General features: G+C 40.4%; 17 protein-coding genes and 1 riboswitch. Of the genes, 13 read left to right on the top strand and 4 right to left on the bottom strand.

Going from position 1 to position 19301, the window contains the following annotated elements:
• The first annotated feature begins 269 nt into the window (after window positions 1-269).
• Window positions 270-1727, top strand: coding sequence for a PstS family phosphate ABC transporter substrate-binding protein (locus IE222_RS15295; RefSeq protein ID WP_191274262.1), 1458 nt, complete (start codon window positions 270-272; stop codon window positions 1725-1727).
• 125 nt (window positions 1728-1852) lie between these two features.
• Here the strand turns inward: IE222_RS15295 and IE222_RS15290 are convergent, their stop codons facing one another.
• Window positions 1853-3526, bottom strand: coding sequence for a ribonuclease J (locus tag IE222_RS15290; protein ID WP_191274260.1), 1674 nt, complete (start codon window positions 3524-3526; stop codon window positions 1853-1855).
• Between the two features lie 234 nt (window positions 3527-3760).
• Between IE222_RS15290 and IE222_RS15285 the strand changes: the two genes are divergently transcribed.
• From IE222_RS15285 to tuaH, 8 genes are read left to right on the top strand one after another with little or no spacing between them, the layout of a single operon-like run.
• Window positions 3761-4420 (top strand): sugar transferase, encoded by a 660-nt coding sequence (locus IE222_RS15285; RefSeq protein WP_191274258.1) that lies wholly within the window; start codon window positions 3761-3763, stop codon window positions 4418-4420.
• 18 nt (window positions 4421-4438) lie between these two features.
• On the top strand, window positions 4439-5902 hold the full coding sequence (gene tuaB / locus IE222_RS15280; RefSeq protein ID WP_191274256.1) for a teichuronic acid biosynthesis protein TuaB: 1464 nt from the start codon (window positions 4439-4441) through the stop codon (window positions 5900-5902).
• On the top strand, window positions 5899-7086 hold the full coding sequence (tuaC, locus tag IE222_RS15275; RefSeq protein WP_191274255.1) for a teichuronic acid biosynthesis protein TuaC: 1188 nt from the start codon (window positions 5899-5901) through the stop codon (window positions 7084-7086). The genes tuaB and tuaC overlap by 4 nt, the downstream gene beginning before the upstream one ends.
• Before the next feature lie 28 nt (window positions 7087-7114).
• Window positions 7115-8458, top strand: coding sequence for a UDP-glucose 6-dehydrogenase TuaD (gene tuaD, locus IE222_RS15270; RefSeq protein WP_275671470.1), 1344 nt, complete (start codon window positions 7115-7117; stop codon window positions 8456-8458).
• Window positions 8459-8470: 12 nt separating this feature from the next.
• Entirely contained in the window at window positions 8471-9811 is a 1341-nt protein-coding gene (gene tuaE, locus IE222_RS15265) for a teichuronic acid biosynthesis protein TuaE (RefSeq protein ID WP_440590010.1), read from the top strand.
• Window positions 9801-10490 carry a hypothetical protein gene (locus IE222_RS15260; protein ID WP_191274252.1) on the top strand — a complete coding sequence of 230 codons (690 nt, stop codon included), beginning with the start codon at window positions 9801-9803 and terminating at the stop codon, window positions 10488-10490. Before tuaE ends, IE222_RS15260 begins: the two co-directional genes overlap by 11 nt.
• Before the next feature lie 11 nt (window positions 10491-10501).
• Window positions 10502-11260, top strand: a complete 759-nt coding sequence (gene tuaG / locus IE222_RS15255; protein ID WP_191274251.1) for a teichuronic acid biosynthesis protein TuaG — start codon at window positions 10502-10504, stop codon at window positions 11258-11260.
• Between the two features lie 16 nt (window positions 11261-11276).
• Complete coding sequence (gene tuaH, locus IE222_RS15250) at window positions 11277-12434, top strand: teichuronic acid biosynthesis protein TuaH (protein ID WP_191274250.1); 1158 nt, start codon at window positions 11277-11279, stop codon at window positions 12432-12434.
• Window positions 12435-12751: 317 nt separating this feature from the next.
• Here the strand turns inward: tuaH and IE222_RS15245 are convergent, their stop codons facing one another.
• Window positions 12752-12940, bottom strand: coding sequence for a hypothetical protein (locus IE222_RS15245; RefSeq protein ID WP_191274249.1), 189 nt, complete (start codon window positions 12938-12940; stop codon window positions 12752-12754).
• Between the two features lie 196 nt (window positions 12941-13136).
• Window positions 13137-13234, top strand: a riboswitch (SAM riboswitch).
• 153 nt (window positions 13235-13387) lie between these two features.
• Here IE222_RS15245 and IE222_RS15240 point away from each other — a divergent pair.
• The 3 genes from IE222_RS15240 to IE222_RS15230 are packed head-to-tail and all read left to right on the top strand — an operon-like array spanning window position 13388 to window position 16057.
• Window positions 13388-14152, top strand: coding sequence for an SDR family NAD(P)-dependent oxidoreductase (locus IE222_RS15240; RefSeq protein WP_191274247.1), 765 nt, complete (start codon window positions 13388-13390; stop codon window positions 14150-14152).
• Between the two features lie 34 nt (window positions 14153-14186).
• Window positions 14187-15536, top strand: coding sequence for a Na+/H+ antiporter NhaC family protein (locus tag IE222_RS15235; RefSeq protein WP_191274246.1), 1350 nt, complete (start codon window positions 14187-14189; stop codon window positions 15534-15536).
• A gap of 56 nt (window positions 15537-15592) precedes the next feature.
• On the top strand, window positions 15593-16057 hold the full coding sequence (locus IE222_RS15230; protein ID WP_191274245.1) for an S-ribosylhomocysteine lyase: 465 nt from the start codon (window positions 15593-15595) through the stop codon (window positions 16055-16057).
• A gap of 57 nt (window positions 16058-16114) precedes the next feature.
• Here the strand turns inward: IE222_RS15230 and IE222_RS15225 are convergent, their stop codons facing one another.
• The gene (locus IE222_RS15225; RefSeq protein WP_191274244.1) at window positions 16115-16912 is read right to left on the bottom strand and encodes a GNAT family N-acetyltransferase; all 798 of its coding nucleotides are present in this window, start codon (window positions 16910-16912) and stop codon (window positions 16115-16117) included.
• Between the two features lie 90 nt (window positions 16913-17002).
• A complete protein-coding gene (locus tag IE222_RS15220; RefSeq protein WP_191274243.1) occupies window positions 17003-17179 on the bottom strand; it encodes an SE1832 family protein in 177 nt (58 codons plus the stop codon).
• 83 nt (window positions 17180-17262) lie between these two features.
• Between IE222_RS15220 and argH the strand changes: the two genes are divergently transcribed.
• Window positions 17263-18753 carry an argininosuccinate lyase gene (argH, locus tag IE222_RS15215; RefSeq protein ID WP_191274242.1) on the top strand — a complete coding sequence of 497 codons (1491 nt, stop codon included), beginning with the start codon at window positions 17263-17265 and terminating at the stop codon, window positions 18751-18753.
• The last annotated feature ends 548 nt before the right edge of the window (window positions 18754-19301 follow it).

Genomic DNA, 19301 nt, shown 5'->3' with positions numbered 1-19301 from the left:
AAAATAGGCGGGAACCAAGTCAGAATGTCCTTCATAGGCTTGATGAAGGACAAAGTTAGGAGAGAACCAAATCAAAAAAGTCCTTCATTTCAAAAAAATAGATCATAATAGTAGATGTGATGTTGAGTTAACGCACCTTATGCCTGAACTCCACCTAATAAATAATATAAATTTTTCCAAAAATGGTTGTAGCTTTTGATTAAATGGTGTAAAATTACACTAAATCATATAATGGAAAATAATTCATTTCCGAGGAAGGAGTACCATTCATGGCAAAAAGGTTAAAGTTATTGTTTCTATGGTTCGGGGTTATTCCGTTTCTTCTTTCGATTGCAGCTGTTTTTACTATGAATGTTGAAACGGAATATTTTATATTTACCGCCTTGATTCCGTTAATAATAGGCGGCTGTCTGGCTGGATATCTTGCTGCTAGGAAAACAGGAGGGGCGGACAGCAACAAATATAATATAGCGATATTTCTTTTTCCGCTCGCATACACCAGCGTATTGTGGGCTGTTTTTATGCTGATAAGCGGTGGATTTTATGGTGCAGAAACTTGGCTGTATTACAGTATTTTTCATATCTTCCTGGGGCCGCTGTACTTCTTTGCCATGTTTATGGGGGAAGGGAGGCTTTTTCTGTGGGCCCCGTTAGCCTATGAGCTGTCCTTTGCTGCGGGAATTATGCTAGCAATTTCCATAAAGAAAGCACATCCTGCTTTTAAAAAGAATCAATTAATCTCTATTTTGACAGTGTTTGTCCTAGCGCTCGGAACGGGGGCGGCTGTTCAATGGCACCGCAGTAAAACGGTTCTGCCATCCTATGGTTTTAAATATGGAGGCGGATATTCATCTACAGACTTAACACCTTATGAAGTGACCAATCCAGAAAATAAATTACCGAAGCTTAAAGAAAAGGCCACATTTACTATTGCCCAACCAAATGAGATGCCTATTTTAGATGGAGCGGAAGCGGCCTTTCCGGTATATTCTGCCTTTGCAAATACAGCCTACGAAAATATTAAACAAGCAATGGAAGAAAGAGAAATTATTGCATTTACCAATACCATTTACGCCTATGAACGTTTATTGGAGGGCAGCATAGATATTTACTTTGGAGCGGAGCCATCAAAAGGACAGCAGGAAATGGCCAAACAACAAGGGAAAGAACTGGTCATGACCCCGATTGGAAAGGAAGCGTTTGTTTTTTTCGTGAATCCTAAAAATCCGGTGAGTGATTTACAGGTATCTGAGATAAAAGGCATTTACTCGGGAAAAATTAAAAACTGGTCAAAGCTTGGAGGGGAAAATGAAAGAATCATCGCCTTTCAGCGTCCAAAGAATTCCGGCAGTCAAACGCTATTGGAGAAAATTATGGGCGATACACCTATTATGGAGCCGTTGAAGGAAGATGTTCCTGAGGGGATGGGCGGTATCATCGAACAAGTGGCAGATTATCGAAATTATGATAATTCCATCGGATTCTCATTTCGCTTCTTCGCGACAGGAATGAACCCAAATCCGGATATCAAACTGCTCGCTATCAACGGCATCGAACCAAGTCCTGAAAATATCTCAAGCGGCAGCTATCCTTTTACCGCCACTCTCTATGCCATCACGCTCAAGGATAACCACAAGAGGGCCATAAAACCTTTCCTCCAATGGATGCAAGGACCACAAGGCCAGGAAATCGTGGAGGAGATTGGCTATATTCGATTAGACAAATAGGATGTGGTGTCAGGTGCCATGTGAATTTTTCACATGGCCAGCTCCATCGGCCAACGACTAGTGTACTTCGCTAAACGGGCGCTTCCGCTTTCCGTGGTGCCTGACACCTTTGTACAATGATTCCTTTAAATTTCAATGATGATCGGCAAAATCATTGGTTTTCTTTTGGTTTTCGTAAATAGGTATTGTCCAATAGATTTTTTGATGCTTTGTTTGATGACGTTCCATTGGCGGATGTTTTCTTCCTGCATATCGTTTACTGTCTTTTTGACGAGGCGGTTTACCTCTCTTAGTAAATCCTCGGAATCTTTTACATACACGAAGCCGCGGGTAATCGTATCTGGCCCCTGAATAATTCTTCCGTCTTCTTTACTTAAGGTCACAACAATTACCATCATTCCGTCCTCTGATAGCTGTTTACGGTCACGGAGCACAACCTCGCCGACATCGCCAATCCCTATTCCATCAACGTAGGTGTTCCCTGATGGTACAGATCTAGTCTGCCGGGCTACTCCGTCCCTAATGTCGACTACCTGGCCGTTTTTTATGATAAACGTATGCCCTTTCTCCACCCCGATAGATTCAGCTAATAATCGGTGGTGATGGAGCATCCGATATTCGCCATGAATCGGAATAAAGTAGGTTGGCTTCATCAACGTAAGCATGAGCTTTAAATCTTCCTGATAACCGTGTCCAGAAACATGCATGCCGGTCGAGCTGCCAGAGCCATAAATCACCCTTGCACCAAGCTGAAATAGATTATCAATGATCCGCGAGACACCCCGTTCATTCCCAGGAATCGGGGATGCGGCTAAAATAACGGTATCGCCAGGATAAATTGCAACATCTCGATAGTTTCCGCTCGCTAAACGCCCAAGAGCGGCCATCGGTTCCCCTTGGCTTCCGGTACAGAGTATGGCTACCTTTTCTGAGGGCAGTTTATCCACATCACTTGCTTCAATTAACATCCCCTCTGGTACATCTAAATATCCCCGTTCAATCGCAACGGAAACCACATTGACCATACTTCTGCCAAGTAAAGCCAGCTTTCGATTTGTTTTCATACAGGCTGACACTATTTGTTGTACCCGGTTCACATTTGAAGCGAAGGTAGAAACAAAGATTTTCCCTTGTGCATGGATAAAAGCTTCCTCTAAATGATTGCCAACCATCTGTTCTGATGGTGTCAACCCTTTTCGCTCTGCGTTGGTACTTTCGGAAATTAATGCAAGGACGCCGCCTGTTCCTATTTCGGCCATTTTGTGAATATCCGAGTATTGGTTATTCTCAGGTGTTAGATCAAATTTAAAGTCTCCAGTGTGGACAACATTTCCTTCAGGCGTATGAAAAACAATCCCAAGACAATCTGGGATACTGTGACTTACCCGGAAAAATGACACCCCAATCTCCCCAAACTCAAGTTTTGATTCGGAGTCAATGGTAATTAATTTTGTATCTCGAATAAGCCGGTGCTCATCCAATTTTAATTCAATTAACCCAAGAGTAAACCGTGTAGCATAAATAGGGACGTTTAATTTTTTCAAAAAATAAGGAATGCCGCCGATATGATCTTCGTGCCCGTGTGTGACGATCATGGCGCGGATTTTATCCCTATTTTCCTCTAAATAAGATATATCAGGGATAATCAGATCAATTCCTAACAAACTTTCATCAGGAAACATACCGCCGCAGTCGATGATCACGATATCATCAGCATATTGAATGACATACATGTTCTTTCCGATTTCATTGATTCCGCCTAAGGCAAAAATGGACAGGGTTTTTTCATTCGTACGCAATTTCGTTGTCCTCCCAGTCAAATTCTAATGTCGTTAGTATCTCCAATTTAGTTTTATTTATTTCCCTCGATCATTTTACCTATATTTTGTAAGAATCTTTACAAGCTCTTAATTAAGTTAATGAATATTCAAAAATATTTACTAACTATTTATGGAATCTCAACAGCAGCTTCATGAAGCCTATTTATACTTACCAATAGGCGGCAAATTATTATCTGTTGAGGTGGTAAATCTGTGAGTACGGAGAGAAGCTACAATATCTACCAGGAGTATCCAATCGTTCCTGCCTCTCATTTCAAATTATCAAAGGATGTGGAGCACTATCTATATGTAAAAAGAGCTTATGATATTTTGCTGGCCACAGCTGGTATTATTATTGCCTTGCCAATCGTTGTCATATTTGCAGTCCTCATTGTTCTTGAAACACCGGGTTCTCCGTTTTATGTGCAAGAAAGGATGGGGAAGAATGGGAAATGCTTTAAGCTCGTAAAGTTGAGGTCAATGAGAATTGATGCGGAGAAAGATGGAGCAAAATGGGCCGAGATAAATGATCCGCGTGTCACTAAGATTGGAGCATTTATCCGAAAGTCACGAATCGACGAGCTCCCACAATTGCTATCCGTTTTAAAGGGAGATATGTCAATCGTCGGACCAAGGCCAGAAAGACCATTATTTACAGAGAAGTTTAATAGAGAAATTAAGGGATTTTCCAATCGTCTGCTTGTAAAGCCAGGACTTACAGGTCTTGCGCAAGTTAACGGGGGATATAATATTTCACCAAAAGAAAAGCTTCAATATGACTTGGAATATATTCAAAATCTAACCTTCTCACTTGAATTAAAAATTATGGTTAAAACGTTTAAAGTGATTTTAACAGGAGAAGGAGCACGTTAAATAAGGCAGGGAACACATATGTCAGTCATCAAAAGTCAATTACATAAAGGGATTAAGTGGACTAGCATTTCAACGCTGTTAATTACAGTGATACAAATCATTCAGTTCATCTTACTTGGAAAACAAATGAGCATTACAGAATTCGGGTTAGTAGGAATGATAACCACCATTGTCGTGTTCGCTCAAATTGTGCTCGATCTCGGTTTGGGCTCGGCCGTCATTCAAAAAGAAGAGGTTTCAGAACGCGCGCTATCGACGCTATTTTGGTTGAATGTGGCAGTGGGGATAGGAGTGTTCATCCTTCTGCTATGCGCAAGCCCGCTGCTTGCCATGTATTTTCACAGGAATGAGCTAATTGAACTTATTCGCATATTGGCTGTGATGTTTATCATCGCACCCATTGGGCAGCAGTACCAATACTTATTGCAAAAAGAATTACGGTTTAACCTGCTTGGCGTTATTGAAGCGGGAGCAACGTTTGTCTCCTTCGTAACATTAGTGATTCTTATTGTTACGATCAGCCCGATTTATGCGTTTGTTATTTCCCAAGTTGTGTTGAATTCTTTAAAAGGCATTCTCTATTTTTTTAGTTATCAAAAAAAATGGCGTCCAAAGTTTGTCTTTGATTTACGTGAATGTAAGGAATACATGGCGTTTGGGGCATACCAATTAGCTTCCCGGTTAGTGAATCGGATTGGTTCTAACATCGATGTAATAGTAATCGGCCGGTTTATGGGGGCTGAGGCACTTGGAATATATAATCTTGCCTACCAGATTGTGACGATTCCCGTGTTAAAAATCAATCCGATCATTACAAGGGTGGCTTTTCCGGTTTTTTCGAAAAATAATCAAAACCATAAAGCGTTAAGTGATGGTTTCCTGCACATGACAAAGCTGTTAAGTCTTATTTCATTCCCAATTTTAATGGGCTTGACCGCGGTCTCAAACGTTTTTGTCCTGACTATTTTTGGCGAAAAGTGGCTGGAGGCAGTGCCGATTTTGCAAATCATGGCTGTTGTTGGGATTTTAAGGGTGTTAATGAATCCAAATGGATCGGTTATTTTGGCAAAGGGTAAGGCCAATATTGCTTTTTATTGGGATACGGGTGTCCTTATTCTCTATAGTGTCTCTTTAAGCTTGGCGGTAACGGCTAATAATTTGGAAGTAGTGGCGTGGACATATGTAATCGTTAGTGTTGTCAATTTCTTGATTGGCAGATGGTTATTAAACTGGCTGATTCAGCTGCGGTTTCGTCAATATTTACAGACGATCTCTGTTCCATTCCAATTATCGTTACTCATTACCATCATCGCATATGGTATTAAAGAGATTGCAGTTAACTATTTTTCACTGACGAGTATTTGGCCATTGGCTATGTCAATCAGCATTAGTGCTGCCGTGTATATGCTGCTTTTAGTAAAGACATATCCGCAGATTTTCTTAAGGATTCTAAAAAAACAAACAAGAGGGCAATCGATATGAAGGTTTTATGGATAACAAGTGTATATCCAAGTGATAAACAGCCCGGTGCTGGTGTTTTTCATGAAACGCAGGTTCAAGCGTTAACCCGTTTAGGAATAGAGGTTACGGTGATCTGCCCGGTTCCGCGTAATCCAAAACTAATGGAATATGTCAAAAAACAATATCGTGTCCATCATGAAATCCCCCTTATGTACAGACGGAAAGGGGTTACTGTTTTTCGGCCGCGCTATTTGGCTCTTCCGGGTCAGCTTAGATGGGCTCAGCCGGATAAACGAATTGCCGCCTCCATCTATAAGACGATGTCGGATTATAAAATCAAGCCTGATCTTATTCATGCCCATTTTGCCATGCCGTCTGGCGGGGCGGCAAGGATTGTGGCTGAACAAATCAAACGGCCATGGATTCTAACGTTACATGGAAGCGATGTTAATATTTATCCTTATTTTAGTACAAATGCTAAAAAAGCATTTCAACAATCAGTGATCAAAGCAAATCATGTCTTAGCTGTAGGAGAAAATTTGAAAACGAAAGCCAAAGAGTTAACGGGCCGGGATAGTATGGTTCTCCCTATAGGAGTGGATTTGTCCGCTTTTCAACAGGAGACAGAACCTAAACAGCAGCTGAAGAATCGCCTGCAGTTACCAGAGAACAAAAAAATCATTACCTTTGTAGGAAGGTTAACGAAGGCAAAGGGAGTGTTTGAGCTCTTGCAGGCGCTCGATTGTCTGTCGGATGAAATGGCTGTTCTCTTTGTTGGAGAAGGACCTGCAAAGGAAAAATTAATGCAGCACCCCGAATTAAATCGAAGGCTTTTCTTAACGGGACAAGTGGAAAATCACCGTGTAAGAGATTACTTATTGGCCAGCGATGTTCTAGCCCTTCCATCATATACGGAAGGAATGCCGACTGTTGTAATCGAGGCCCTTGCTGCGAAAATCCCGGTAATTTGTACAGCGGTGGGCGGTGTACCGGAACTGTTTGGAGAATATCGTCATCTGCTAATTGAGAAGGAATCTGTTACAGATTTAGTACAGCGGATCAATGATGTGCTGTACGGAAATTTGTACACCAAAACGATTCAAGAAGAACTCTTTGAGCATATACAGGCACATTACCATGTTAATCACAATGCTATTTTACTAAATACAGAATATAAAAGAACGCTAGAATCGGTTTCTGTATAGCAAAAAGTAAGATTACGAATTGAAAGGATTGATCATCTTGAAAAAAATAGCGGTTATTGGAACAGGGTATGTAGGTCTTGTTTCTGGCACATGTTTTGCGGATACAGGAAACGATGTAACTTGCTGCGATATTGACCAAGTCAAAATAAATAACCTATTACAAGGAATCATGCCTATATACGAACCAGGTCTAAAAGAGCTTGTTCATAAAAATGTAAGAAGCGGCACCCTTCACTTTTCTTCAAATATAAAGCATGCAATTCTCGAGGCTGAAGTCATTTATATTGCTGTCGGTACCCCGATGACCTCTACGGGAAAAGCGGACTTAACGTATGTAGAACAAGTGGCTAAAACCATCGGTGAAAATTTAAATGGTTACAAGGTGATTGTAACAAAAAGCACCGTGCCTGTTGGTACTGGCAGATTAATCGAAAAGATTGTACGAAAATATGCTGCTGAACATCATTCTTTTGATGTTGTTTCCAATCCTGAATTTTTACGAGAAGGGTCTGCTATTAAAGACACGCTGAATATGGAGCGTGCCGTTATTGGCGCTACAAGCGAAAAAGCCTATCAAATCATTGCAGACCTGCACCAGCCCTTTACTTCCAATATTGTAAAGGCGTCCTTAGAAACGGCAGAAATTATTAAATATGCGGCAAATGCCTTTTTGGCAACGAAAATTTCCTTCATCAATGATATCGCCAATATTTGTGAGCGTGTTGGTGCAGACGTGACCAAAGTATCCGAGGGAGTTGGTTTGGACAGCAGGATTGGCAATAAATTTTTACAAGCTGGTGTTGGCTTTGGCGGCTCATGTTTTCCTAAAGACACCGCAGCCCTTCTGCATATTGCTGAGGATAGCGGCTACGACTTTAAATTAATCAAAGCAGTCATTGAAACAAATGAAAAGCAGCGAGTTCATTTAGTTGAAAAATTAGTAAGTGGATTAGGGTCGTTAAAAGGTAAAACGATAAGCGTTCTAGGCTTAGCGTTTAAACCGAATACCAATGATATCCGGTCTTCGCCGGCCTTAGATATCATTCCGTATTTAGCTGAGCAAGGAGCTATGGTGAAAGCCTATGACCCAATCGCTATTGTTGAAACCAAAAAACAGATTGGCTATCAGTGCTCCTACACTGAAAATGTCTATGAAGCGATCAAGGGTTCAGATGCCTGCATGATTTTAACAGACTGGCAGGATGTGAAGAACTTGGATTTAGCAAAAGTAAAGAAATTGATGAACCAGCCGCTTATGGTAGATGGAAGGAATCTATTTAAGTTAGAGAGGATGCGAGAGCTGGGATTTACCTATCTATCTGTTGGCAGACCTGCAATTTATACAGATGCAGCGATTTCAAAGGCCATTTAGGAGGTTTTTCAGATAGCTGTTTTTAGTAAAAGCAATATTGAACGTAAAAAGCTATACCCGAGCATCATGTACATACTCGTCATCTCCACGTTTTTGAATCAATCGCTGGTAAGCATTGATGTTGGTTTTTTTAATTTATTCTTATATCGAGTAGTACTAATAGCGGCCGCCGCTTTCTTTATCTTCCATATCGTGAAGGAAAAAAATCTTCCACAATATTGGAAGGAAGTAAATGTTAAGGGTGTACTGTTTTTCCTAGTTTTTTGGCTTGCCTACGGAGCTGTTTCACTGCTTTGGGCAAAGTCTATTATCGAAGGAATTAAAGCCTTATTTTTATTGGGGCTGGGCATTTCCTTTATTTTTCTAGCTGTATTTACATTTACAAGAATGACCCATTTGTTTTGGTTTTACGGCATTTGGCTGTTTATGACTGTGATGTTACTGGTGATTGGCTTAATGAATCATTTTACACAGATTCAGCTCCCAACTTCAACTCTTTATGGAGCCCCAGAGTATAAACGGTCTTATCCAACGGCAGTATTTTTTAACCAAAATGATTTTGCCACGTTTTTAACGATTTCGTTCTTTTTTTACTTATCGCTGGCCAAAAATAGTAAGCAAGAATGGTTTAAAACTGCCGGCCTATTGCTTGCTATTTTATGTACAGTCATCATTTATTGGACGGAATCAAGAGCCAGCTTGCTTGGAGTCGGGTTCGGTTTAGTCGCCTATACTTATATTCTGCTGCCGAAGGTTTTGAAGAAAATAGCGGTTATTGGCGGAACAGTTGCATTCACATTTGGTGTTCTTGTTTTTAGCGGAAAGATTGTCGAGAAGTTTGCCAGTATGCTTAGCGCTTCAGATGCTTACTTAAGCAATGAAATCCTTCCTTCGAATATAGCCAGAATCAATTTGCTGAAGAATACCCTTTATTATTTTGTAGAATCGTTCGGCTTCGGTGTTGGGGCTGGGAATATTCCATTCTATTTAAAAAATGAGTCCATCTATGCAACCAACCATGTAGTGGAAGTACATAATTGGCTGGCTGAAATTATGGGGAATTACGGAATATTTGTATTGCTTGGTTATGTGACGATGTATGCCTATCTTTTATTCCAGCTCTATAAATTTTACCAGGCACAATGCAGCTGGAAGCATAAGCTTATGCTGGAAGCAGGCATGATGGGGATGGTCGGATTTCTTGTTTCTAGTATCAGCCCAAGTTCGGTTAGTAATCTATTTTTTCATTGGGTGTTCTTAGGTTTTGTCATTTCTATGGTTTCTGTGTTTACTGGCGCTAAAGGTAAACTTCGGGAAATTCCTGTTAAGGAGAAGGATTCAAATGTTGCATGAGATTCAAAGAATAAAAGAAAAGGGTAAAAAATTTGCTCTTTTTTTAATCGTATTACCAGTTTTGCTGGGGGCTTGCGGCTGGCTCCTTCCGGTTGGGAAAGAGGATTCGACATACACAGCGGATGCCGTTATGACGCTGGGAAACTATGGTCTCCCAGATTTAAATAATCCTAAACGTGTCACATTCTTGCTGACACATGCCCCTTTTTATGAAACACATTTACCTGGATTATGGGATGAGAAACAGTTGGACATAACAACTAAATTACAGGTAAGAGCCGTCAATGAAAACATGATAAACCTTACCTATACTGACGATACAGAAGAAAGTGCAGTCAAGATCCTGAATGAGATTACCAGCGCCTTTAGTGATATGGACGAGGAGCGTTACCAGCAAAAAAGGAATCTTATTCAGGAAACCATTGATGAACTGGCAAATAAAGAGGTAGGTCCAGAGGTAAAAGTCGAACAGCAGCGTTTTTTGTATGAATTGAAGACCACTTTACTTGATCTGAAACCAGCAGAGGTAATAAAGCCGGCAGATCAAGAGGCAATTATAACGGAAAATAGAGCTTTTGGTTCAAAAGAAAGAGCTGTTTTAGGCGTGTTATTGGGTGTAGTCTTGAGCTTTTTATGGGTTTTCATTCCGTTGATTTTTAGAGAGCAGTCAAAATACTAGGAGGTTTTCTAATGAGTTCACAGGAGCCATTGATCTCTATTATAACTCCTTCATATAATGCCAGCAGGTCCATTGAGGAGACAATTGAATCGGTTATTAAGCAAACCTTTCAAGATTGGGAAATGGTGATTGTAGATGATTGTTCTACCGACAATACACCTGCCATATTAAAGCGCTATGAACAGAGAAATGAAAGAATTCGCGTCATTTATTTAGAACGTAATAGCGGTGCAGCTGTTGCTCGAAATGAAGCTTTGAAACATGCCAAGGGCCGATTTGTGGCGTTCCTTGACAGCGATGATTGCTGGAAGCCGGAAAAATTAGAAAAACAGCTTCACTTCATGTTATCAAACAATTATGCCTTTACATTTACTGGATATGAATTTGTAACAAATGAAGGGGTGCCGCTGAATAAGCAGGTCGCTGCACCCGCGATAATTTCCTACAATGATATGTTGAAAAACACGATTATTGGCTGTTTAACCGTCATGATTGATCGATACAAAACAGGCCCCATTCAAATGCCAAACATACGAACACGACAGGATTTGGCTACATGGCTGGCGATTTTGAAACAGGGCATCCATGCATACGGATTGAATGAAAATTTGGCAGAGTACCGGATTGGAAACCCCTCGATTTCCAAAAACAAGTGGAAAGCCGCTAAAATGAATTGGTTTGTGTATCGAAAGCTTGAAAAATTAAATGTGGTCAAAGCATGCTGGTGTTTTTCTCATTATGCTTATCATGCTGTAGTGAAGAGAATATGAAAGAGGATGGTTTAAAGTGAAAAAAGTTCATATTATTGTGGCAACAGGGAAGTGGGAGCAGGATCAGCTTCGCTATCGAAGACATCGGCTTGCAGAATTTTTGCAGCATCAACCTGATACAGAAAAAGTTATCTGGTTATGTCCAACACCAAAGGAAGAAGAAAATTCTTATACACTGCTGGCTAATGGGGTTAATCAATGGACTGTCCAAGATTTGCTTCCACAAAAGGTTTTTCGATTTGGGCGCTATGTCGATCAATTTTATGAAAAGAAATTACAGCCATTCCTTTTATATTTAGGGCAACTCCAGGAACAGTATACACTTCAGTTATGGTATACATTTCCTGGTTTTCCTTTGCTTGCAGACCTCTTTGACTGGAATAAAGTTATTTATGACTGCAGTGATTTATGGACATCACCTATGAACGGTAAGCCATCCATTCCGTCAGCTGTCAGGCAAAGGATTATTGCAAGGGCAGAAGGGCGGATTATTCAGCGGGCAGATGTGATTTTTTGTACCTCTGAGTATTTAAGAACTAAAATAGCTGAAAAGCAGGGAACAGCAGAAAAAGTGTTCACCTTTGAAAATGGAGTGGAATTTGATTTATTTTCCAACCCGCCTGTTCACAAGGAAAATGTCCTCCCTGCCGGTTTTGATGGAACGGTGTTAGGGTTTATCGGAGGAATTAAACCAAAGCTGGATTTTGCACTGGTCCAGGAAGCAGCCCGCAAGAAACGTGAATGGCTGTTTCTATTTGTCGGACCAGATGGGACGAATGGCCATCCTGCTTTTAAACAGTTAATAAATGAAAAAAATGTGCTTTGGACGGGAAGTGTTGCTCCTTCTGATGTTCCAAAATATATGGACATTATTGATATTGGTATGATGCCGTATAAATCATCTCAATATAACAAGGCTGTCTTTCCATTAAAATTATTTGAATTTTTAGCAGCAGGCAAGTCGGTAGTGGGTTTACATTTGCCCTCTACGAAAAAATATGCGGAGGAATCAATCTATACGTATTTAGATACGGATGATTCTGACCAATTTATTCGGGCATGTGAACAACTAGAGGGCTTTAAGGACCAAGAAGATTATATCCGGAAAAGAAAAATTTTAGCAAAAACAAAAAACTGGAACGAAGTATTTACGGAGATGGTTAAATTAATTTAGTCATACTTAGTCTGGTGTATAAAAATTAGTGAAATTTTTCTGAATTAGATTTTGGCTTGAAAAAGGAATAGTAAAAAATTCTAATGAAGGAAGCAGCGATAAACCATAGAACCAGAAAATTAAAAAAATGGTGCATAAGGACATCCCCAATCCATTATTTAATAAAAAGCTAGGTGCTATTTCCTTTTACTATTAGTTTATCCAAGTTCTACTAAGAAATAATAAAGTAGGTATTAATTTTTTGTAAAGTGTGGCAATTCTAAAGACAAGAAAAAAGGAGCCCAGAAATCCAGGCTCCTTCCAGTCATTCATTTTGATTAAGTGGTTTCAATCAGATGTTTCTCTTTTTCCACTTCCAATGCTGAGACAATATAGGCAAAACCGTTCATCAGAAAATAAATAACATTGGATTGCATCCGTTCGTTTTCTCCTAAATAAGTATTTATGATGATGAAAAATGAATATAAAACAACAAAAAATAAAGCGATCTTATTAAAAATGACCATTGTTACAACCCCCTTAGTTAGGACTCTTTCTACTTATCATATTTGCTTGAAGCAGTTCTTATGCAGGCATTAGCTAAATATGAAGAATAGCGACTTAAATTGAAGTGTTAAAATATTCTTAGTAATTGATTAATTGTTGTTGACAATAATCAACAATAGATTTAAAGTAAGAATAGTTTTTAAATTAAATATTCATTTCTTATCCAGAGAGGTGGAGGGACTGGCCCGATGATACCTCAGCAGCAGACACCCGTACTGTGCTAATTCCAGAAGCGTAAGGCTTGAAGATAGGAAGAGCAAATTGCGATGTGATTAAACCTCTTCTTGTAATGGGAAGAGGTTTTTCTTATGGATTAGAAAAATCATATCGTTTTCTTTCTTTTTATAACAATTAAGCCGATTAAAACTATCTGATTACTACATCATATGGAAGGATGAGCAGCATCTATGTATTGTATGGATTTAACAGGGAAAGTAGCCATTGTAACAGGAGGGGCCCAGGGAATCGGTAAAGCAATTGTCGATGCCCTATTGGAATGTGAAGCGAATGTAGCCATTATTGATCGCGATGTACAAACTGAAAACTCGAATGAGCGGATCTTGTATCTTCAAACAGATGTCTCAAAAAGCAATCAAGTTGAGGAAATGGTACATAAAGTGGTTCAACACTTTGGCAGAGTAGATATCTTAGTAAACAATGCCGGAATTTCCTCAATGGATTACGCTGTGGATATTAAAGAAGAGGACTGGGACCGAGTGATGGCGGTTAATGCTAAAGGGGTTTATTTATGCAGCCAGGCAGTGGCGCGTGTATTGAAAGAACAAGGGCAGGGAGGAAAGATTATCAATATTTCTTCTCAAGCAGGAAAAAATGGATATCGCTTGATGGGCAGTTATGTTGCCTCCAAGCATGCTGTTCTAGGGTTTACTAAAACGATGGCGATTGAATTAGCAAAAGATCAGATTAATGTAAATGCGGTCTGCCCGGGAATTGTAGAGACCGACATGAAACGGAATGAACGGGTGATTGGCGGCGAATTAAGGGGTCTGGGTGCAGAAGCCATTAAAGCAGAAGACTTCTCACAAGTTCCATTAGGAAGAACTGCCTTACCGACAGATATTGCCAATGTTGTTGTCTTTCTAGCCTCGAAATATTCCGACTATATGACTGGACAAGGGATTAACGTAACAGGCGGAATGACAATGAATTAATTTTTTTAAAACAGCAAACAAGGGGGTTCAAAAAATGTCAAAGAAGCAAGCAAATAAGGGGAGTCTGCTGGCACTATTTCCATTATTGATTTTTGTACTGTTATTTATCGGTACAGGTGTCATTGCGAAGGACTTTTCAAAAATGCCGTTAAGTGTTGCCATAATCATTGCAGGTGCTATTGCTCTGATGATGAATAGGAAAGAAAGTTTAACAAAGAAAATTGATATTTTTTGTAAAGGAGCAGGGCACCCTAATATTATTTTGATGTGTATCGTCTTTATTTTGGCAGGGGCTTTTGCTGGAGTAGCGAAAGGGATGGGAGCAGTTGAATCGACTGTCAATCTTGGCTTATCATTGCTGCCTGAAAATCTGTTAATGGTCGGGCTGTTCATTATCGGCTGTTTTATTTCCACTTCCATGGGGACTTCTATGGGAACCGTTGTTGCTTTGGCGCCGATTGGGATTGGAATTGCCGAGCAGACAGGGATTCCGATGGCTTTAGCAATGGCTACTGTCATTGGCGGGGCAATGTTTGGTGACAATCTGTCGATGATTTCGGATACCACGATTGCTGCGGTAAGAACACAGAACACCAATATGAAGGATAAATTTAAGGCCAACTTTTTCATTGTTTTGCCGGGTGCTATTTTAACAGCGATTATCCTTGGGGTGATCACTTTGGGTGAACAAGGAAGCGTTGCGGGCGACCATCCATATGAAATTATTAAGGTTCTCCCTTATGTAGCGGTATTAGTCGCAGCGCTTTTAGGCGTTAATGTGTTAATCGTTCTTCTTGGCGGGACTATCTTTGCCGGCATCATTGGCATGGCTTACGGTTCGTATACTTTTACAAAGTTTTTGCAGGCTGTCGCTCAAGGGGTAGTCAGCATGGAAGACTTGGCGATCGTTGCTCTAATGATTGGCGGTGTTGTGGAAATTATTAAGCATAACGGCGGTATTGATTATCTGCTGCACTTTATTTCAAGCAGGATTAAATCGAAAAAGGGAGCCGAGTTCGGGATTGCCAGTCTCGTCAGTGCCGCTGACATTGCCACCGCCAATAATACGATTTCGATTGTCATGGCAGGGCCATTGGCAAAAGAAATTGCTGATGAATATGATATTGATCCGAGAAAATCCGCCAGCTTGCTGGATATTTTCTCAAGCTGCTGGCAGGGGATCGTTCCATATGGCGGACAATTGCTTGTTGCGTCAGGATTAGCCGCTATTTCACCAGTCAGCATTATTCCGTATTCCTTCTATCCAATCTTGCTTGGGGTTTGCGGAGTCGTGGCGATCTTAATCGGATATCCGAAATTTCAGAAGGCAGATACGGGTACGAAGCCGGGAGAAGGTTCTTCTTTAGAAAAAAAGTCGTCATAAGTGTACAATAAGTAGTAAGTATTTTGAATAATTTATTAGTTTAGGAGTGTTTAATAATGACAAAGAAACTTAATGTTGAGAGTTTTAATCTCGATCATACCATTGTAAAAGCGCCATTTGTACGCTTAGCAGGGGTTAAAGAAGGGCAGAACGGGGATGTCATCCACAAATATGACGTCCGCTTAAAGCAGCCAAACAAGGAACATATGGAAATGCCAGCGGTCCACTCGCTTGAACACTTAATGGCAGAAAATATTCGCAACCATTGTGACAAAATCGTAGACGTAAGTCCAATGGGCTGCCAAACAGGCTTTTATGTAACGGTCATCAATCATGACAACTATGAAGAAATTTTAGACATTCTTGAAAAAACATTGCAAGACGTGCTGGCGGCCGAAGAAGTACCAGCCTGCAACGAAGTCCAATGCGGCTGGGCAGCAAGCCACAGCTTAGAAGGCGCCAAAGAACTAGCAAAACAAATGCTCGACAAACGCAGCGAATGGACAGAAATTTTCGCGTAAAACAGTTGGGTGTCAGGTACCATGTGAATTTTTCACATGGTACCTGACACCCTATTTTTATCCGCGATACATCGTCCACATGCCGATATCTTTGAATCCGAGACGTTTGTAGATACGCCCGGCTTCAGGGTTGTCGTAAAACAGGCAGAGGGTTTTGCCTTCATCGAGGACGTCCTTAAATAGTTTTTGCATGATCTCTGTGGCTAAACCTTGACGGCGTTTTTCCTTCCGGGTGCAGACACCGACAATCATTGCCGATAGTGAGTTTTCCGCGGTTGTAGAAACACAGGCAGTTATCACACCCTTTTCAGCAGTATAATAGGTTCTTCCTGTCCCGGTTTCCATCGCCTTCACTAACATATTTCGGGCATCGTCTGTCATATGAAATTCCTCGATAGTGCTGCGAAGCTCAATGATTTGATCCACATCTTCAATCCCGGCTTTTTTAATCTCTAGACCAGTTGTGCTGCGGCTGCTGCAAAGGTGTTCATCCGTAAGGCACTCTGCAAAGAAGGTTGTTTGCTTCCTTCCAAGATTTAGCTCCCCAGTAGCTTCGAATTTCTCTACGATTTCCGTCTTGCCTGATAATTGTATCGGCTGTTCATACTGAGTGATGAGGGAAATAAATCCATCGAGATCAAATTCCCCTTTAGCATACGGAATAAAGGATTGATAAAACCTTAGAAGAACCGCTTTGATATCGTCTGTTTCATCAAATTCTCCCCATAATTCCTGGAACTCCGAGTCGTAACCGAAGGCCTCAATATCCCCAATAATAAAAAGATTAATAGATGGTTCCTCACTTAAAAAAGCGAGAACCTGTTGGTGATCTTGGTCTGTAAGCTTTCTAATCATGACAGTTTACCCCCTTGGCTTTTTACTAGAGTAAACTTAGTATTTCAAAATTTCAAGGAATTTTAAGGAAGCGACCTTTCCCATGATTGATTAGGCTTGTTTCAACGCATCATTTAGGGAGCGGAGTTCAGTTTCAATTTCTATAAGCTGTTTTTCCAGAGGGGATATATTCCCATTGACGCTTTCTAATTTTTCCAGGTCATTTTGCAGGCGGATATAGTCCATTTTTAATTCGCGGATTTTATATTCAATATCTTTTTTGTTCATTTTCATCCCTCTTTTCGTAAATAAAAAATATTATACCATAAAGGCCTTGCTCTTATAGAACAGCTAAAAGGACGGGTGAAAAGATGGATAGATTAGAGGAATTTATCAAGAATGAAGGAACTGTTTTTCCTGGTAAAACGTATGTGGAAGAATTGTTAAAGCCGGTGTTTAATGACCAGCGGGATTATTTATTCAATGCTATGTTTGATATTCATCGTGCCCATGTCATTATGCTTGCTGAACAAAACATCATCCATACAGAGGAAGCAAGAGAGATGTTAACAGGTATTAATAAAGTGGCCAAGACAGATATCAATCAAATTACGTATCAGCCACAGTTTGAAGACTTATTTTTCATGATGGAGGCAAAGATCGGTGAAGAAATCGGCTCTGAACTTGCTGGAAAAATTCATATCGGCCGAAGCAGAAATGACATGGGGGTGGCCATGTATCGTTTGGTATTAAGGGGACACCTATTGGAATTATTGGATAATGCCTATCGGTTAAGTGAAGCTATATTGGATCAGGCAGAAAAGCATACAGAAACTTATATTACCAGTTATACTCATACGCAGCCGGCCCAGCCGACCACGCTTGGACATTATTTATTAGCTATTTATGATGTGTTGCAGCGTGATATTAAACGGTTATGGGCAGCCTATAAAACGGTCAATCAATCATCGCTTGGTGCAGCTGCCTTGACTACTACCGGCTTCCCTATATGTCGTGCACGGACATGCGAGCTTTTAGGTTTTGATAAAATCATTGAAAATTCCTATGATTGTATTGGCGGGGCCGATTATTTACTTGAAACCGCGTCTGCTCTGATGACCTGCATGGTGAATTCCGGGAGATGGATTCAGGACTTTTTGCAGCATGTTACCAGAGAATTTGGTTCCTTTTGGGTTGCTGACCCATATGTGCAGGTTAGCAGTATCATGCCGCAGAAACGTAATCCAGTATCCATTGAACATTCCCGCTCTCTTGCAAGCAGCTCATATGGCGAGGCCTTGGCAGCGATGAATATGATTCATAATACGCCGTTTGGAGATATTGTCGATACGGAGGACGACCTGCAGCCACATTTATATAGGGCCTTTACGAATGCTGGGCGAGTCATGAAATTAATGTTTGCCGTAATCACTACTTTAAAGGTAAATGATGATTATACGAAAAAAATGGCAAGGAAATCATGTGTAACGATTACGGAATTAGCAGACACGCTTTCAAGGGATTATGGCATTTCGTTTAGAAAAGCACATTCAATTGCCAGCTTTATTTCGAAAAAAACAACCGCTGCGGGGAAGGAATTATACGAATGGAGAATTGATGAAATTAACGAAATGATCAGCGGGTTCGTTGATGTTTCTTTGACAGAAGAGGAATGGAAAAAAATCATTTCACCAGAATACTTTGTAGAAATTAGGAGCATCCAGGGCGGCCCTAGTCCAAAAGAGGTTACCAGAATGATTGGGGAAAGAAAGCAAAGGCTGTCAAATCAGAAAAAGGATTTTGGAAGTCTGGTGGAAGAGTTAAAGAATAGAAGAAATAAATTGGTGGGCTATTCTCTTTAAATGACTTTGGTTAGATTGTGGAAATGTATATTGCAATTTAATCACAACATTTTTGAATGGTTCTATGGGACAGTATGTTTGGTTAGAGCGCTAGATTTGTCCCATAGGTGATTTCTATGGGACAGAATGTTTGGTTAGAGCCCTAGATTTGTCCCATAGGCGTTTTCTAAGGGACAGTATGTTTGATTAGAACAGTAGATTTGTCCCATAGGCGGTTTGTATGGGACAGAATGTTTGGTTAGAGCCCTAGATTTGTCCCATAGGCGTTTTCTATGGGATAGTATTTTTGATTAGAGCACAAGAATTTTGTCCCATAGGCGTTTTCTATGGGACAGTAAGTTTGGTTAGAGCACAAGAATTGTCCCATAGGCGTTTTCTATGGGACAGTATGTTTGATTAGAGCACAAGAATTGTCCCATAGGCGGTTTGTATGGGACAGTAAGTTTGGTAAGAGCGCTAGATTTGTCCCATAGGCGGTTTGTATGGGACAGTATGTTTGATTAGAACACTAGATTTGTCCCATAGGCGATAAAGTCCATATAATTGTG

This window comes from Neobacillus kokaensis, from assembly GCF_014656545.1.
GTDB lineage: Bacteria > Bacillota > Bacilli > Bacillales > Cytobacillaceae > Neobacillus > Neobacillus kokaensis.
This window is presented reverse-complemented; position numbering and strand designations above follow the sequence as displayed.

Coding starts and splice junctions, on each gene's coding strand:
- IE222_RS15260 (WP_191274252.1), top strand. CDS start 9,801: ATGTTGCATGAGATTCAAAGAATAAAAGAAAAGGGTAAAAAATTTGCT.
- IE222_RS15220 (WP_191274243.1), bottom strand. CDS start 17,179: ATGAACAAAAAAGATATTGAATATAAAATCCGCGAATTAAAAATGGAC.
- IE222_RS15245 (WP_191274249.1), bottom strand. CDS start 12,940: ATGGTCATTTTTAATAAGATCGCTTTATTTTTTGTTGTTTTATATTCA.
- tuaB (WP_191274256.1), top strand. CDS start 4,439: ATGTCAGTCATCAAAAGTCAATTACATAAAGGGATTAAGTGGACTAGC.
- IE222_RS15235 (WP_191274246.1), top strand. CDS start 14,187: ATGTCAAAGAAGCAAGCAAATAAGGGGAGTCTGCTGGCACTATTTCCA.
- IE222_RS15240 (WP_191274247.1), top strand. CDS start 13,388: ATGTATTGTATGGATTTAACAGGGAAAGTAGCCATTGTAACAGGAGGG.
- tuaG (WP_191274251.1), top strand. CDS start 10,502: ATGAGTTCACAGGAGCCATTGATCTCTATTATAACTCCTTCATATAAT.
- IE222_RS15225 (WP_191274244.1), bottom strand. CDS start 16,912: ATGATTAGAAAGCTTACAGACCAAGATCACCAACAGGTTCTCGCTTTT.
- IE222_RS15295 (WP_191274262.1), top strand. CDS start 270: ATGGCAAAAAGGTTAAAGTTATTGTTTCTATGGTTCGGGGTTATTCCG.
- tuaC (WP_191274255.1), top strand. CDS start 5,899: ATGAAGGTTTTATGGATAACAAGTGTATATCCAAGTGATAAACAGCCC.
- argH (WP_191274242.1), top strand. CDS start 17,263: ATGGATAGATTAGAGGAATTTATCAAGAATGAAGGAACTGTTTTTCCT.
- IE222_RS15230 (WP_191274245.1), top strand. CDS start 15,593: ATGACAAAGAAACTTAATGTTGAGAGTTTTAATCTCGATCATACCATT.